Genomic DNA, 16,273 nt, shown 5'->3' on the forward strand with positions numbered 1-16,273 from the left:
TTCGGGAGAGAGAAAGGAAGAGCCCGCTCCGCGTGCGCCGGTTCTCCCATATCGCCCAGCATTGGGACCTAATATCAATGACTTAGCCACGGCAGACCATCCGCAGCGCAGTAGGATCACCACAGCTTGGCAACGGCATGATCTGCAACACCGACAATGCCTCGCCATCAACCTTCACGATGTCGCCAACCTTGGGCATCACGTCAGGCACGGCAACCTGCACCATCAGGTCAGACATGACGATGGCCTCACTATTGGCGTATTCCTCACCCACGCCGCCAGCGATGCCGGTCATTGGGTGTTCCTGAGTTGTGATAACAGGTGGATCGTATGGCTCTGCACCCGGCGTTGTCGTCGTCTTCACCAGCACGATTGAGCCTTGTCCGTAGTCATCCATCAAGCGGTCATGCTTGGCCCTGATACGATCATAGAACGTCATGCGTATCGTGCCTTCACGGTCTTGATAGCTTGCTGTTGCAGCGCCCTGAATTTGTGGCGCGTGGTTTCCATGAAGAACCGGCCCGGCACATTGGCGTTGTCCTTGCTATGCCCGTAGTTGATCTTGGGGCCATATGGGGCTTGCACACTGATAGACAGGGTATCACCCATTTGCGCGCTTTCGATGGTGGCAAGGTTATCGGCGGTGATATCGGTGTATTGCTTGCCCGGTTCGGCTTGGTCGATAGCCCTCATGCCGTCCTTGGTCACGATAACCGAACGCTTGAGGTTGCCCGTGCGTTCGGGAATGGCTTCCGTTAGTTCGACATAGACCAGACGGCAAAACTCTTGATAGATTTCGTCCGGCATTGCCTTCGCCATCTTGGTCCATTTCGATACGCTGGTGGAGAATGATTTTGTACTCATGTTTGTATTCTACCTAATGTTTGTCGGGAGGGGTAATTGGGGGCATCTATCTGCCACGTATCGCACGATTTAATAGCGGCAATGCGGTGGCTTCTTCTATTAGATCGTCGGGCGGCTCGAATCCCAATGAACGATTCAAGTCTGATTTAACTTTTGTTCGCACCCGAAGTTTTTCGCTAAATTGATGCGAACACGCTTTACGCCTTTTGTCTTCGGCTCCGATAGGCCCCTCGCAAATAATGCATTTCCGGTCTCTCATATTGTTCCCTTCGATTTTTCATGGCTGCAACGCATAGCGCAACAGGTTGCAACGCATACTGCAACAGGTTCATCGCCAACAAAATAAGGGATTTCAGAGCCGCAACAGGTGCAACGCATAAAACGCCAACAATCCTGTACAGCAATAGCACCGCTAATATGACAACACTGACGTAGAGTTTTGCCTTTTTACCTGTTGCACCTGTTGCACCCTAAGAAAATCCATAACAATAAGGGGTTTAGCCGCAACAGGTAACCCGTTTCAGAACCTGTTGCACCTGTTTCAGTAGTCGTTAGGCGACCACCACCTTGCGGCATATGAATCACCTCTCAAGTAACAACGCACCGCCCGGCCACTATCACGCAGGGATTTCGAGTCCTTATCGAAACCAAGCCCGACCAATGCGCGGCTAAGGTTTGCCCTCATTGCGGGGGTCAACCTGTTAATGCCTAGTGTATCAATTCCAACCATCTGCCAAAGGTCCGACGCCCTCACCTTCAAATCGCCATCTGGCGGTATCTTTTCAGATAGTGCATCAAACCAAGGACCATAATCCATATAGCGCCCCGCTATAGCTTCTTGGGCGTCCCTTGCACCCGGATCGTCGAGCCACAGGGCTTCGGTCGGCTCTTTGTATGCCGCCTCAGCCCAAAGCTGGTCGCGGATAACCGCTAGTCCGTCTGGGTCGCACTGACTGACTGATACAATCCACCAGCGGCGGTTTCCGGTCATGTCCGTCAGAAATGTCGCGTCGTTTGTCGTCCCAATCAGGACAAACTGGCGCGGAACCTCCACAGAGTAACGTCCATAAGCCGGTCGCGCCTTGTCCTTCTGCGTCGTGATGAAAGACTTGACGCGTCCAGCTTCACGCTTGCTCAAACCGTCCAACTCGGGCATTTCGACAATCCACGAACCTGCCGTTTGCTCGATGGTCTCTTTTGGGTCAGAGCCAACTTTCGCCTGATCCGAGAACCAATTTTTGTCGGCACATAGGGACCGGCATAACGTAGATTTACCTACACCCTGCTTTCCTTCCAGAAGAAGCATTGCGTCGAATTTACACCCGGGATTGCGGACACGGCTAACCGCCGCACAAAGAAACTTTCGACCAATCGCGCGATTGAGTTCAGTATCATCCGCGCCCGCATAATCAATCAGCCATGTATCAAGACGCTCAACGCCATCCCACTTAATCGACCGAAGGTAGTTCCGAACGGGGTGATATGAATTTCGCGTTGCGATCAGATTGACGGCATCTGAAACGGCATCTTTAGTTGACGGCGATCCGTTCGAGTTGCAAAAATTAAAGCGCATTTCGGCCAGTGTCGCATCGTCCATGACCCGGATTCCATCGACGCACTTAACCTCTATTTCATTTGAAAGTAGGTTCTTTCGTAGCGCCCAGCCGTGGCTCGCAAGCCATCGCTCAAGTTCAACATCATAGGAATCAAATCCTGATGCCTCAAACTTTTCCAGCTTCGAGATTGCGCTATAGAAGTTGTGACCGCAGCCCCCGCATTTCGGAGCAGGTGATTGCACGTAACTGCATTTCGGACAGTGCTGAGCGGCTAGTTCACCACGCTTTTTAGGAGCAATGACCACACCTTGCAGCGGTGTAGGTTCTATGCTATCAGTATCTTCAATATCCCTAATACCAATACCTTTCGCCCCCGACGCTGCCCTGTCGGGGGTAATATTTTGCAAACTCATTACGCTGCATCCCCTTCAACAAACTCAAGAAGATCGGATGCTCGATACCGAACGGAGCGCCCGACTTTTAGAAACGGCAGGCCCTGACCAAGCCAGCGGTCGCGCTCAAGCGTCTTGGGGCTGATACGCAAATAAGCCGCTACCTCATCTTGAGTTAGCAGCGTCGGCAACGCCACGACAGCAGCCGGGGCGATGGATTGCGGCTGTCCAGCCGCGTTAGTAATGTTCGTCATTAACCTTTTGGTCCTATGTGTTCGCGCTGCACACGGTTCCCAACGGGTGTTAGGGTTTTAGGCCACCCGGTAAAACGTCCACAATCACGGGCGCTTAACGGGGTGGTCTTCCGATATGCTTGCGGGTCGCGCATTTGATTCCGCAAAAAAAGTATAGTTACCCCTTGACAAGAAGTCAACCTACCCACTTCTACGGCAATATGGCTGATTCGATTTTGCCCATTGCCTCCCGCAAATCTTCCGCATCATAGCGCGCGTATCCGGCAGTCACGTCACCAGCTTTACTGTGGTTTACCAATGACTTAACAACGTACTCCGACAGCCCGACGCGGGCGGTTGACAGCGTTATGAACGTGCTGCGCAAAGCGTGCGGCGGTATATCCAGACCTGTGACTTTTTTGATACGTTGCTGCGCTGCGACCAGCTTTTCAGTCACTTCATCCTTGCCATTCGAGAACACCCATGTCGCCCCCGCGTATTCCTTCCGCGCCTTGAGCATGTCCGCCAACTTCGGACCTAACGGCTGCCTATGTTCGGTGCCGTTTTTTGTATCCCGGAACGTCACGACACGCTTGTGCAGGTCAACATCATTCCACGCCAGCGGGGGATAGCCATCCTCTGCGCTTCCATGAACCTCGCCGCGCCGACAGCCGGTCAGCAGGATAAACAAAAGCATATCCCGCAACTCGCGTTCCCATTTGAGACCGACAAGCTTGGTCTGCACTGCATCAACCCATGTCGGCAGATCATCGGCATGGATCACCTTTTCAGACGGCTTCACCTTACGCCATAGCGCCGCCCTGTTGAGCCGTTCAACGGGGTTCCGATCCAGCACCACGATGTCGCTATCCGCATTGACGTGGTTCAGCGCCGCCCGCAGATAGCGCATGGCAAGATTTGCTTGCGCCGCAGAGGATGCCGCCAGCTTCGCGTAGCGGTCCCTCACCATGTCGCCGTCGATCTCTGTCACCTTCTTGTCGTTCCAGTCCGAGAAGGCCCACTTCATCACCTTGTCGATATCTCGCCGCGTCCGCGCCTTCTTCGGCTGGCCTGCCCTGCCGCCCTTCTTCGCGGGCGAGTCCCGATAGTCGGTGATAGCCTCTTGCAGCGTCTTGTCTCGCGCCTCTGCCGCCTTCTTGTCGGCCACCGCATCAATGCCCTGCACCATCTCAGCGACCATCACCTTGGCCCTATCGCGGGCCGCTACGGGCGTTAGGTCGTCAACCTGCGCAATCTTCCTGCGCCGCGTCGTCTTACCGACCCGCCGTTGCAGGATGTAGGTCTTCTGACCGCCGGGGCTTATCCGCAGCCCGAAGCCTGTAACCTCGGTATCCCAGATGAAAATCTGCTTACCTGGGACGCCCCCCGCCTTGGCAACGGATTCCTTTGTAAACTTCATCTTCTCAGCCATGCCTGCCCACCGTGTAACCATCGTGTAAGCATTCTGTATCAAAGCCGGTAGAAATAGTAAACGGATATGTCGCGCTGTATAACGCTGTTTTACATGCACTTTTCGCGCTTACCAGCACCCGGTAGAACCTGTTAGGGGCCTATGTAATGGGATTGCAAATCCGTGTACACCGGTTCGATTCCGGTACTCGCCTCCATAAATCCCCTTAACTCACTGTTTTTCAGTGGGTTTTTTCTTGTGTGAATTTTTACCCGCCTACCTACCCGCCTTCCTTGAAGTTCTTATGTGATCGTGCTTGTTACAAGCTTGACCATGCCTCACTTCCATTTTACGCGACAATTGAACGGTTTGCGGCGACCTGCGACTGTAACTTTTAGCTGGGCGCTGTCTATGAATGCATCGCTGGGCAGTGAGGCCTGAAAGTCGCAGAAATCATTCGCACCAATCGTATGTCCGCGATGCTGCCAACCAGCAGAATCTGATTGAAGAATGTGCCCTTGCAGCGGCAACGCGGGACGTCCCCGTCTGTGCAGCATTACGCCTCGAAGAACCGCATCGGTGTTCCCAATATTCTCGATCCTTACCCTCAACGGCTTTTCCCCAGTGTCAAAATGCTCCCAGGCCTTTAGATCATGCGGCGGCTTTCGGCTCGCTCGTTCAGGAAACTGATCGACTGAAACTGAAATTTTTGGCCTGTTTGCAGGCAAAGCCCAGCGGATCAGCGATTGAGCCATCCAACCGATCAAAGCTAGCAAAGCAGTACCGAACAAGCCCGCAAATGCAATTTGCCAGCCTTCACTTAGATCGGCCCACCAGTCAGTCAGAATGGTAAATTCTTGCACCACGGTCGCCCCTCCCCGATGCACATTGGGGCATGCCACAACGCATAAGTGCAAGTGAAAGTCACCGCCTTGGCAATGCTACCCAGCGGACAGAGCATTACGGGTCAGCACATTTCTCACAGTCATCGCATGCCACTGCCCGCCCCTCGCTGTCTTCACACCGCGTTCATTCAGCTCCCCCGCGATCTGGCGTAGAGACGCGCCGCGCGCTTGGATTGCGTGAATGAGCGGCAAGACGTTAGCCGCGTGAAAGTCGGCCTTGGCCTTTCGGGTCTGGATCGACTTTGCCTCGGCTTGTTGCAGGGCTTCCCTAATGACGGGATTTGACGCGCCCAGCGCCACACCACGGGCTTTTGCGGCTTCAAGTGCGGCCTTGGTGCGGTCAGAGATTGCGCGGGCCTCATGTTCCGCCACGGCGGCCATGACGTGAAGCAAGAAGCGGTTTGCCTCGGGCATGTCCGCCGCCGCGACCTCCGCCCCGCTTTCGAGAAGATTGGCGATGAACGCAACGTTTCGGGCCAGCCGGTCCAGCTTGGCGATCAGCAACACCGCGCCACGCTTCTTGGCGTCGGCCAGTGCGCGGGCGAGTTCGGGACGGTCGTTCCGCTTGCCGCTTTCGACTTCTACATATTCCGCGACGATCTGGCCTTTGCCGGTGACGTAATCAGAAACCGCCTTGCGTTGGGCCTCCAGTCCCAAGCCGCTCTTGCCCTGACGGTCGGTCGAGACGCGCAAGTAAGTGACGAATTCCATGGCCTGACCTCTTGTGTAACATTAGCTAACGTCCGTTAGCTGTTTATACACACTGGTCGAACTCGACCGCAACAGGAATATTTCGCTATACTGAAAGAATTGTATCTATGGCGTCGGTCTCAAAACCCGCAGCATCGCTCCAAGCACGTATCAGGGCCTGAACCTCCCCAAAAAGCTCATCCCCAAGAAGTTCATACATGCGCATTTCATGACCGATGGGTAAATCCAAAACGGCTGCACTATTTGGGAAACCGCTCTCGACCAGTTTCTGGCGATTGTTTTCCGAAACGCTGAGGCGTCCATTCAATACTAGTGCAGAGAAGGCCGCAAACCCAGCTAGTTCAACATTCGAGCAGCCAAGTTCCCCAGCGCCGTCTTCATCAATTAGCGTCAACGTTTTTGTTCTTGCGGGTTCGTCAAGCCGTGCCTGATCAGCATGTGCGATTGCCACGGTTCGGAACAGCCGACCCATGGCCTTTTCTGCGGGCGTCGAGAAATATAAGTAAAAATGTTCATCTGCGCTAATATCGGCGCTATCGTCGCTACCGTGCTCGCCATATATCTTCGAAAACTCATTGATCATCTGGTAATCGAGAAGCTTAACGTCGGTTGACCTTGCCAACTCGAATGCGGACCGCGTGAAGCCACCGCTCCCAATTACGCATGCCGCGTTTGCCCCATAATGCTGCTTTCCAGAAAACGCTTCTTGAACGGCTTTGTTGCCGATAGGTTTTTCATACCTCTTGCATTGAACCGCAACAGTTTTGCCCCCTTGGCTGACAATTATGTCCACCCCCTGATCTCCGGAAGCTTGGCTAACAGTTACTGCCCAACCTTGCTCGGCAAGGCGATCCCCGCACCAGTGTTCAAAGGCTACACCATCAATAGGCGGCTCAACCGATACTGAATTGAGCATCAGCCAGTCATTTATAATTGTATGAATAAACCCTCGCGGATGAAGGATGTAGAAGAATTTGAGCGTTCCCTCAGGGAACGCGTAGGCACAAAACTCCTCAATCTCCTTGATAAGGGGACCGTAATCAAGATCACCATATTTGTTTCTACCGCGAGACATCGCACTTCTGAAGATTGGAGCTAGATGGTCTCGCTTTTCCCTCAACGCATGCCAAACTAGGTTAAGATCAACCCGCCGTCGTCGTTCGGTTTCATTCTTTAGATACTCTGCCGCGTCCAATCCAATCGACTGAAAGACGCGCGCCGCACCATTTTCTGCAACGCATTTCGCAACCTTTCTATGGGTGCTGTCGCTGTTTGTGTTCCACTGTCGCGCCTCACTGCTAGATGCACCGTTGAGCATCTCAAAAAACTCAGATCTTGCGCGTTCGATCCCGGATTCCGAATAGCTTGGCTCTTTCTCTAGTAAGGTCGCATATTCCTCCAGATCAATGGCTGGGGCCGCGCCCTCAAAACCCTGCATGATTGCGTAGAGCGTTCCAAAAAAATGACCGTCACCCAAAGCAGATGCAACCAAATCGGTGACCTCACTTTGCTGCAAGCTCAAGTCCGCGACGGAATGCGCCGATCTTTCCGGCTCAGCATTTTCCCGCTTGGTCTTCTTCCTACCGAACCCGAAACTGCGAAACATACAGCATCCTTTTCTGAAATTTCGACAAGGCCCCGGTAGATGCGTAGCCCGTTTACCGGGTAGCCTAAGCAGCCCAGTCGGGCTTGACCAGCCTTTCACTGCTTTCAGTGACAGGTTTCCCTGCATTGAGGGAAACTGTTACGGTTTATAACCTGCTTTCAGGAAAGCGATTTTCCCTGAAATGGGAAGTTTCAGCGCCAGTGGCCCCGGCGCTGGTGCGTGCTAGGTGTGTTACATGTGCTAGTCGCCTTCTAGCATGAATAGCACGGCTAGCACGGGATCAGGGCGTTGGCTTGACGATCCGATAGGCCAGCTTTCGAGGACTGCCTCTGACGATTGCGCCCGGATCGAGCGGCACGACCCAGCCGTGTTTCGCCAACACGCCCAGCGCAGCCTTGGCCGCAGGTGTGTTGCGAAGCGCGCGTATCGGTCCATTCTGCGCCACTTCGTGTGGCACGATTTGGGGATGCGGCCAGCTATCGACCAACCATATGCGCAGGGCTTCGGCCTGACGAATGTTTTCAGAGACTATGGCCTCTTCGGACAGGCGCTGAGCTTCGGACAGGTAAAACCGGGCCAGGGCGATGCCCCAGCACATTTCCATTTCAGGAATGTTCAGAGCCTCTAGGTCGCGCCATAGCGTCAACACCGCCGCGATCCTGCATGCCTGTTCCGCCGCCTTGCTGGCATACCCGGTGACGCCTGCCAGATCGCCGCCTTTTGCCTGCCGCCTTTCAACTTCATCCGAGAAGGCGATAAGTTCTCGACTGGCTTCCGGTGATAGTTCCAATAGACGGGGTCGCAATGCCCTTGTCTGTTCATCCATCGGCAACGGGATTTCGAGTAGTTCCCGCAAGCGCCTGTTGAAGCCATCTAGTCCAGCGCGTTGATTGCTGCCCAGCGCATGCAGGCGCGTTCCGATCTTGGTTTCCGGCTCCGTGATCAGGAAACGGGGTAGAAAGCCGGTATCATCCCCCTTCGGGTCGGCCATAAAGCTACGGGCAACACCCGGTTGGGCCATAAGGTGGATCGCCAAGCGGCGGTCATAGAGGGTGAATGTGCCATCGCCCCCGCGTGAGCGTTTGATCGGATTGCCGCCCCAAAGATCATTCAGTGCGGCAAGCGTCTTTTGCCGGTTGTCGGTGTTCATGGCATGTCCGCCAAGAAACTGTCCGCCTTCATCCGAGAAGATACCAAGTGACGGTTGGCCGATTTGAAACAGCTTTGTCAGCCCTTCGAAAGTTGGTTCGGACACCGTGCGGTCAGGCGCTGGGGGCGCTTCTGGTTCCGGGCCAAGTGCGTCCAGTTCGCTTTTCATCGCGGACCTATCGCCTTTTCCTTTGCTCTTGTTCAAAATTCCATCGCGCTTCGCTTTCCACGCCGCGTGATCGTTCTGCCAGGATTGTAGATCACTGCGCTGGGCAACGGTCTGGCGTTTTTCGAATTCGCGTAGCCCCGCCATCAAGAGGCCGTCACAAGAGGTTTTTCGTTCACCTGACTTTGCGATGGTCAATGAATACAGAGAAACCGGGCAATAGCCGCCCAAGGTTTGGACATTGGCAAAGCCCTGCACCGCTAGTGACGCCAATGCCAAGGCCGACTGCGCGGGTATGGCAAGGGGAGCTTGCACAAGCCCGCCAACGTCTTCCACGGCGGCCCTTAGTGGCCCTAGAGCTTCGACCGGATAAGGCGCTGGACGTGTAGCCTCCCTGACAAGCGGTTGCGGTTCTTCAGGAACAAACTGGGTTTGGGTAGTCTGAGGTTGCATATTCATGCCGCGACCTCCTTCCCGGTAAGAACGTCATTCCAATCAAGCCCGTTTGGCGGCGCGAGATTTGAGACTTTCCAGCCCAGCGCATGCGCCCGCGTTGCCAGATCGAAAGCGGCGGCTTGTCCCGGTGCATCCCCATCGGATGCAATGATCAGTTCCCCCGGCATGTCGGGCAAAATCAATCCTCGCATTCCACTAGTTGAAAGCGCCGCCCAGACAGTTGCAGGGCGCGCGGTAACGCCGCACAAGAGCGAGAGGGCTGTTTCAATGCCCTCGGCCACTACCAGAGACCCAGCGCCACCAGAGAGGCGCACAGCGCCGCCGGAGGCCCGTCCAAGCATTGCTTTGGGGGGATCGAGCTTGGCCTTGCCCAAACCGTTCCGGGCCAGGTACGTTCGATGCACGGCAAAGCCCTGTCCGCCCTCGATCAGTGCAATCATTGCCGGAAGCTTGGCCCCGCTCGGATGCCAGCATTCGGGGAGGTATCCCAAGCAATCCGGCAAGGCACAAGAGATTGCCCTTGCTTCGAGATAGGCTTCGGCGCGCGTTCCGCAGATGGGCAGTGCCCTTTCCCATAGCTGGCGCGCTCTCTCGGCGTTATCAGCCGATCTCGACCTCTGAGTCGTCAAGGGCGGGCGCAAGGCATGATCCGGTGGAACGTCAGCCGCGTTCAGAATATCCGAGAAGTCGCAAACTGATTTCTTGCAATGCAGTACGAGGGCAGATTGGCCCTGCGCAATGGTCAGCGCGTTCTGATCACGACGGTGTTCTGGCTGACAAACGGGGCACGGCGCGGTGCCGTAACTCCCATACCATCGGCCCCCAAGGGTCCGCGTTAACTGTTGTGGATCAGTCATGTTTTGCCCCCTTTGATTTTGTAAGAGGTGCAAGGTTTGATATTATCATAAGGCAATAGCTTTCCTTTGCCGCCCAGCCCATGGGCGGCCCTTTCTTTTCCAATCATATGTGAATCCTCAGGCCCTAGCGTCGATCCAAGAGGAAAGATCATCCTCTTTCCAATAACGTCGGGTCTTAATGTAAACGGGCTTGGGAAAGCCCAGTTCATCGTCGTTCTGGTAGCGCCAGATTGTCATGCGGGATACTCCGCCGAGACGCGCGCATACGTCCTTTACCGTTACAAGTTGTGTCATCGCTTTCCTTTCAAACAAATTTGCGATGCGACAACTCTAGAACATTCCGTAACGGTTGGATAATCAGGCACCTTTTCAATCTTGCTTACGTATAATTTATTTTTTCTCAATTTCTTATCGCCAAATAATCGCCAGTTTTAGGCGGGTACAGCTTCCACTCCTTCTTTAGAAACATACTCTGCCCACTCATCCATGATTCGTCTCCTTTGCCCGATAAGTTCTGTTCGTGCATAAGCCTGCTCCACGCGCGATCCGACATTGTGCCAAAGGGACATTTCACTAAGGTTTGTATCGAAGTTGCCGATCTCTAGAGACCAATCCTTGAACGTGCTCCGAAAGCCATGCGGCACAGCGCGTTTCCCGGTACGTCCGTCGAGGAATCCGGTATTCCCCTGCCTAACATCTTCGTCGTGAATCTTCTTCATCACACTGCCAAGTGAAGCATCAGAGAAGGCTTTGCCTGTAGGTGACCAGAACACATAGGGGCAGTCCTTTTTCTTTGGCATGGATTTAAGTATCTCAATCGCCATGGGCGACAGCAGAACCTTTCTTGGATTTCCAGATTTCGGAATTTTGGAAGATGTGCGCCCCGGCTGCACCGCCCATATGGTTAAATCGTCCGAAAGCTCGCCCCACGTCATGAAACGAATTGCGCCAGATCGAGTTGCGGTCAATATCTGAAATCTCAACGCGGCGGCGCTGTTACCCTCCCTACGCTCCAAGGCCCGCCAAAATCGGCCAAGGTCTTGAAGTTGGACCGCAGGATAGTTCTCCGCACCTGAAATCTTTGACGGTGCGGGCAGCGCCATCTTTAAGCGCCCGCCCCACTCCGCTGGATTATCGCCTTCTAGATACCCCTGCCCGATGCAGTAATCAAAAACAGCTTTCAGCTTTCGCCGGAGTTTATCAGCGGTAGCAGTCTTGCTGAACCATATCGGCTTTAGCACGGCTAAAATGTCATCGATTGAAATTTCGTTGACCAACTTGCTGCCAAGCATAGGCAAGGCATGCTTGTGGATGCTCTCCGACCACTGGTTTCGGTATCTGTTTTCTGCGAGTTCAGCTTGTTTAATCGGCGTGTATTCATCGACCGCTTGCGCGAACGTCTTCCACAGTAGGCTTTGTTGGTACATCGCCCTTTTAGCCGCCTTGCGTGCGACGCTCGGGTCTTCGCCGCGTCTGATCATATCCTTGGCTTCGCGGGCACGGGTCCGCGCTTCTCCTAGCGAGATTTCCGGATATGAACCCAAGCCAAACTCTCGGCGCTTTCCGCCGACCCATGTTCTCAGGAGCCATGATTTGCCGCCCTTTGGCGTTATCTGAAACAGCAAGCCTTGCACTCCGCCAACAGGGTGGGTTGTCGGGCGTCTTTCGTGTTTGGGCTTGAGGTGCTTCAACTGGCCCGGCGTTAGCTCCTTTGCGATACGTGGCAAATTTTACCCCCTTACTTACCCGCCTAATTTTGCGATCTCAAATGGTAGTGAGGGTTGCCGATTGCTACAAGAGGTATATTTAAAATGCCTAAAAAACAAAGGTATGTAAGGACAATTGCTTTGATTTGTTACAAATATTTGGAGTTGGTACTCGCCTCCAATAAAATCAAGCAGTTAAGCAATGTTACAAATCCTGACATTGCTCCTGCCACACACACCGCCACACATTCACGTTCCGTTTGCGTTCTGCTTTGGCCAATAATCCGGGCGTCGGAACCTATCAGAAAAAACAGTTTCAGGCTCCCGTTGGTCGTCTATATCTACGGCGTCGGGCCAGTGCTGCGGGTTTGTCAGAACATCAACAGATGGGGCATACGCAACGACAATAGCGTAATCATCACCCCGGCCGGTGCACCACGAAGGGCCGACAGGTGGGTGCCCGAAATGTGGCTCCTGACGATAACCGCCTGCCTGACAGCGCCGGGTGACGCGGAATGCTCAAAGGCGCTGCGCTATGGCCGAGAGCAAAGAGGAACGCATCGCCGTGGCGGGGGCGTATCGCGAATACCTCGATGCGTTAAAGGCCGACGACCAGGGCGAGATCTTTACCATCGCCCAGTGCGCGCGCGGTCGAGATACATAAGGAAATCACATGCCCTCACTTTCCCGCGGACTATGCCTCACGTCGGCATGGCGCAATCAAGGCGCGGCCTGCTACCCCAATGGCCCCGTCGATCACAGGCACGCCACCATATCGGGCACAGAGCGCGTGGGCAAAGTTCTGACGGCATCTCCCGCGCCTGCATCCGGTAAGCCAATCCCGGCCCGTCCCGGTCTTCGGCAATCCCGAAATGACAAGCGCGCTTCTATCCCAGCCAATACATCCGGATCGGCATCCAGATCGCCATAACGATCATCATCAAATTCTCGGTCAGGGAGACGAAGCCGAGCGGCACGTTACTCGATCCGCCGACGCAGGCGCATTTAAGCTCCCGCTTGTCGATATAGACGGCCTTGAAGACCGAGACCGCGCCGACCGTCCCGATGAAAAGCGCAACAGGCACCGCGACCCAGATCAGCGCGCCGGCGATCATCAGGATCCCTGCCAGCGCTTCGCCGAACGGGTAGACATACCCGTAGCGGACCTGGCAGCGGGCCAGCAGGTCGTAGTTCAGGAACATCGTCGAGAAGCTCTCGACATCTTGCAGTTTCTGGACGGCGAGAAGAGTCATGCTGATGGCGATGAACCATTCGAGCGCACGAACCGTGAAGACGGTGCCAAATGCGGCCCAGCTGACGGCAAGGGCCATCAAGAACGCGACCGAGAAGATCGCGATGACCGGCTTGTAGCTCGTCTCGTCCTCCTGCGGGACCGCCTTCCCGAAATGCGCGCGAAGGTCGTCGTAGCCTCCGATCCGTCTGCCGTCGATGAAAGTCTGGGGTGTTGTGTCGACCCCGTGCTCCCGCTGGAACGCATCGGTCTCGTCGCGGGTTTTCAGATGGTGATCTTCGACCGTGAACCCCTGACGCTCGAGCAGATCCTTCGACTTCAGCCCGTAGGGGCAGAGATGGCCGGGCATTACCATCCGGTAAAGCTGCGCGGTCTTCGCGCTTTGGTCCAATGCCATTTCACGACCTCCTTTCAACGTCGTCATTGATCTTCAGCTCGCATCGCACCCGTAGAAGCCGCGGTAGCCGACGGAAAGCCCCTGATCGAGTTCGAAGACAAGCTCGGCATCGGCGCGCCAGTCGGCCTCGTCCCCGAGCGGACGGACGGTCATGGTAACGCCCTCCGCCGTGAACCCGAAACCGTTCTCAGTCTCATTGCCCGCCTCAAGCGGCACGAGCACGCCGTTCAGCTTCATGGCGGCCTGACCGCTATCCGCCGCCGTCCAGAGGATCGGGTCGGTCTCGGGGCTGCGGTTGAAGACACAGCGGGGGCCGGGCGCGAGGATCTGCTCGGCCTCGGCCTCGGGCATTGGCGACGGATCGAGGGTGGAAATCAGGGTGCGGCCAATGGCGTCCTCGACGGAGCCGACTTCGGCCGGCGGGTCTTGGTAGATCGGCTCGACGGTGTTTCCCGCAGAGACATCGGCAATCAGGTAGCGCATCTCCGCGATCTCGCGTCGCTGCGCCAGGATGATCTCGTCGGCGAGCTTCGCCACGCGCGGGTCGCGGATCTGCGCCCGCTCCGAGGTCATCACCGCGATCGAGTGGTGCGGGATCATCGCGCGCATGTAGCTCGGACCGCTAACGGTCACCTGGCTGCGCACCAGCCAAAGCGACAGGGCGAAAACGACGGCGGCACCGACGAAGATCGCGATGTTGAGCCGCTTGCTGGAATACATCCCCAGCATATACGCCAACATGATAACCGCCATCGTCGCGCCCATCATGATCGCCATATAGGTCCGCGTCTCCGAGAAGAAAACGTGCTCCCACGCATAGGTATTCAGATACATAAGGATGAACATCACCACCGTCGAGGTGAGGATCATAAGGCTGAAACGGATGTATGACATGGGTGCCCTTCCCGTCTGTCTGCGGCCGCAGCGGATGTGCCACCCGCTTTGGCCACCGGATCCCTGTCGGTCAGGGGGTATTGTACTCAAACGGGTTCAAGCTTTGGTTGTTCCAAAAAACTTTCGGAAGCCGTTACTTGTTTTCCTGCAGTCAACGAGAGAGCATTCGAACCATGAAAGCAGTGTTCAGTGCCTGGCCCAGCTTGAAGCGCGCCGATGCAAACAAGCCGTCAGAGTCATGAGGCCGCCCTGTGGTAGCGATTACGAGCTGGTTCGCTGCCGGCGGGGGGGGCATGAATGCAGGCACCGACGCAAGGCACCAGCATGAACGCCTTAACACCGGTGCCATCGTCGTCGAGCGGCATTCCCTGGCCGTCCTTTAATGCAAGCCAGGGCCATTCTGGAATGGGGCATCTTTTTTGGAATTCACCCTGGCCTTCAAACATCAGCAAGATCTCGTGCCGCGCAAGCCCGGCGGTGACCGGATCCCTCTCGTGAGGCTTTCCAGTTGCTGAAGGCCGACCTGACCGAGCGGGAGGTCCGGCCGCTACACTTCTTACGAAGTGTAACTTCGGCTGTACCGAGCGCAAGCGTGGGATGCACGCCGCCGGTTAAACGCGACGATAACTGCGGAGACAATCATCGCCGCCGCACCACCGCCTGAGTAAGATGCTAAAATGGTCCAAAATCCTGCGCCCAAAAGTATGGCGACAATGGCCGATAGAACCGAATAAATGATACCGATCATCAGGATGCCCACCATTGGTGAACCGCAGTCGCTTTCATACCCATCGGCACCGTCTGAAGCGTCGATATTTTCGACTTTGGCGAGATCAAAATCTTCCATTTTCACCCTCATGTCAGTTTCGAAACGAAATTACGTCGCTTGGAATAAGCTGTGCATCGATATGTCCGCAGTCTTTAGTGCCGCAGCTAAAGGATATATGGGCCGTCGCCCCAGGTTCTGATGTCACGAATACCGTTTCGAGATAATGACTTAGGGTTCTTACAACCTCGAAACGGCGTTCATCACGCTACTTGTTGTGAAATGGCCCTGCCCCGTGAGTGGCGGTCTACCGCAGGGCCATTTCAGTGGTTCGGCTTCGCGACGCGCTTCAGAGCTCTCCGAGGTCCAGACCGCCAAGTTGATCGGTCAACCCGCTAATCAGGTCAGTTCCCTCGGAAAGTGCGCCCAGAGTGTCGCCGCCCAGCAGACCGCCAACAAGGCCGTCCTCACCAAGCACCGCGTCCAGCGGGCTGTCCGTGCCGCCCAGCAGGCCGCCGACAAGGCCGTCCTCGCCAAGCACCGCGTCCAGCGGGCTGTCTTCGCCACCCAGCAGGCCGCCGACAAGGCCGTCCTCACCAAGCACCGCGTCTAGCGGGCTGTCCGTGCCGCCCAGCAGGCCGCCAACCAGGCCGTCCTCGCCAAGCACCGCGTCCAGCGGGCTGTCTTCGCCGCCCAGCAGACCGCCAACCAGGCCGTCCTCGCCAAGCACCGCGTCCAGCGGGCTGTCTTCGCCGCCCAGCAGGCCGCCAACAAGGCCGTCCTCACCAAGCACCGCGTCCAGCGGGCTGTCCGTGCCGCCCAGCAGGCCGCCGACAAGGCCGTCCTCGCCAAGCACCGCGTCCAGCGGGCTGTCTTCGCCACCCAGCAGGCCGCCGACAAGGCCGTCCTCACCAAGCACCGCGTCTAGCGGGCTGTCCGTGCCGCCCAGCAG

At 55.8% G+C, this 16,273-nt stretch carries 16 protein-coding genes and 1 pseudogene; 1 reads left to right on the forward strand and 16 read right to left on the reverse strand.

From position 1 onward, the window contains the following. Nucleotides 1-82: 82 nt before the first annotated feature. The 11 genes from DMZ65_RS11290 to DMZ65_RS11340 form a co-directional block, all read right to left on the reverse strand. Entirely contained in the window at nucleotides 83-439 is a 357-nt protein-coding gene (locus tag DMZ65_RS11290) for a hypothetical protein (RefSeq protein ID WP_116598993.1), read from the reverse strand. Then, entirely contained in the window at nucleotides 436-819 is a 384-nt protein-coding gene (locus DMZ65_RS11295) for a hypothetical protein (RefSeq protein WP_116598994.1), read from the reverse strand. The genes DMZ65_RS11290 and DMZ65_RS11295 overlap by 4 nt, the downstream gene beginning before the upstream one ends. A 586-nt stretch (nucleotides 820-1,405) precedes the next feature. After that, the gene (locus tag DMZ65_RS11300; RefSeq protein WP_116598995.1) at nucleotides 1,406-2,833 is read right to left on the reverse strand and encodes a virulence-associated E family protein; all 1,428 of its coding nucleotides are present in this window, start codon (nucleotides 2,831-2,833) and stop codon (nucleotides 1,406-1,408) included. After that, nucleotides 2,833-3,066, reverse strand: coding sequence for a helix-turn-helix domain-containing protein (locus tag DMZ65_RS11305; protein WP_116598996.1), 234 nt, complete (start codon nucleotides 3,064-3,066; stop codon nucleotides 2,833-2,835). Before DMZ65_RS11305 ends, DMZ65_RS11300 begins: the two co-directional genes overlap by 1 nt. A gap of 190 nt (nucleotides 3,067-3,256) precedes the next feature. Further along, on the reverse strand, nucleotides 3,257-4,477 hold the full coding sequence (locus tag DMZ65_RS11310) for a tyrosine-type recombinase/integrase (RefSeq protein ID WP_157960608.1): 1,221 nt from the start codon (nucleotides 4,475-4,477) through the stop codon (nucleotides 3,257-3,259). A 317-nt stretch (nucleotides 4,478-4,794) separates the two neighbouring features. Then, the gene (locus DMZ65_RS19470; RefSeq protein WP_157960609.1) at nucleotides 4,795-5,322 is read right to left on the reverse strand and encodes a hypothetical protein; all 528 of its coding nucleotides are present in this window, start codon (nucleotides 5,320-5,322) and stop codon (nucleotides 4,795-4,797) included. Between the two features lie 75 nt (nucleotides 5,323-5,397). Then, on the reverse strand, nucleotides 5,398-6,072 hold the full coding sequence (locus tag DMZ65_RS11315) for a recombinase family protein (protein ID WP_116598998.1): 675 nt from the start codon (nucleotides 6,070-6,072) through the stop codon (nucleotides 5,398-5,400). 85 nt (nucleotides 6,073-6,157) lie between these two features. Further along, the gene (locus tag DMZ65_RS11320; protein WP_157960610.1) at nucleotides 6,158-7,678 is read right to left on the reverse strand and encodes a restriction endonuclease; all 1,521 of its coding nucleotides are present in this window, start codon (nucleotides 7,676-7,678) and stop codon (nucleotides 6,158-6,160) included. Nucleotides 7,679-7,958: 280 nt separating this feature from the next. Continuing rightward, nucleotides 7,959-9,452, reverse strand: a complete 1,494-nt coding sequence (locus DMZ65_RS11325) for a YfjI family protein (protein WP_116599000.1) — start codon at nucleotides 9,450-9,452, stop codon at nucleotides 7,959-7,961. Further along, entirely contained in the window at nucleotides 9,449-10,306 is an 858-nt protein-coding gene (locus DMZ65_RS20085; protein ID WP_116599001.1) for a DUF7146 domain-containing protein, read from the reverse strand. The genes DMZ65_RS11325 and DMZ65_RS20085 overlap by 4 nt, the downstream gene beginning before the upstream one ends. Nucleotides 10,307-10,737: 431 nt before the next feature. Further along, on the reverse strand, nucleotides 10,738-12,033 hold the full coding sequence (locus tag DMZ65_RS11340) for a tyrosine-type recombinase/integrase (protein WP_116599003.1): 1,296 nt from the start codon (nucleotides 12,031-12,033) through the stop codon (nucleotides 10,738-10,740). Between the two features lie 514 nt (nucleotides 12,034-12,547). Between DMZ65_RS11340 and DMZ65_RS20035 the strand changes: the two genes are divergently transcribed. After that, a complete protein-coding gene (locus DMZ65_RS20035) occupies nucleotides 12,548-12,676 on the forward strand; it encodes a hypothetical protein (protein ID WP_269801557.1) in 129 nt (42 codons plus the stop codon). 223 nt (nucleotides 12,677-12,899) lie between these two features. Here the strand turns inward: DMZ65_RS20035 and DMZ65_RS11345 are convergent, their stop codons facing one another. From DMZ65_RS11345 to DMZ65_RS11365, 5 genes and pseudogenes are all read right to left on the reverse strand, one after another. After that, entirely contained in the window at nucleotides 12,900-13,661 is a 762-nt protein-coding gene (locus DMZ65_RS11345) for a MauE/DoxX family redox-associated membrane protein (protein WP_116599004.1), read from the reverse strand. A gap of 33 nt (nucleotides 13,662-13,694) precedes the next feature. Continuing rightward, nucleotides 13,695-14,555, reverse strand: coding sequence for a DUF6692 family protein (locus tag DMZ65_RS11350; RefSeq protein WP_116599005.1), 861 nt, complete (start codon nucleotides 14,553-14,555; stop codon nucleotides 13,695-13,697). A gap of 236 nt (nucleotides 14,556-14,791) precedes the next feature. Beyond that, nucleotides 14,792-15,001, reverse strand: a complete 210-nt coding sequence (locus DMZ65_RS20090; protein WP_332871576.1) for a DUF3299 domain-containing protein — start codon at nucleotides 14,999-15,001, stop codon at nucleotides 14,792-14,794. Nucleotides 15,002-15,111: 110 nt separating this feature from the next. Continuing rightward, nucleotides 15,112-15,402, reverse strand: a complete 291-nt coding sequence (locus tag DMZ65_RS11360; RefSeq protein WP_157960612.1) for a hypothetical protein — start codon at nucleotides 15,400-15,402, stop codon at nucleotides 15,112-15,114. Between the two features lie 268 nt (nucleotides 15,403-15,670). Then, nucleotides 15,671-16,273: pseudogene (locus DMZ65_RS11365) on the reverse strand (hypothetical protein); the annotation flags it as partial.

This window comes from Primorskyibacter marinus, assembly GCF_003313245.1.
Taxonomy (GTDB): Bacteria; Pseudomonadota; Alphaproteobacteria; order Rhodobacterales; family Rhodobacteraceae; genus Primorskyibacter; species Primorskyibacter marinus.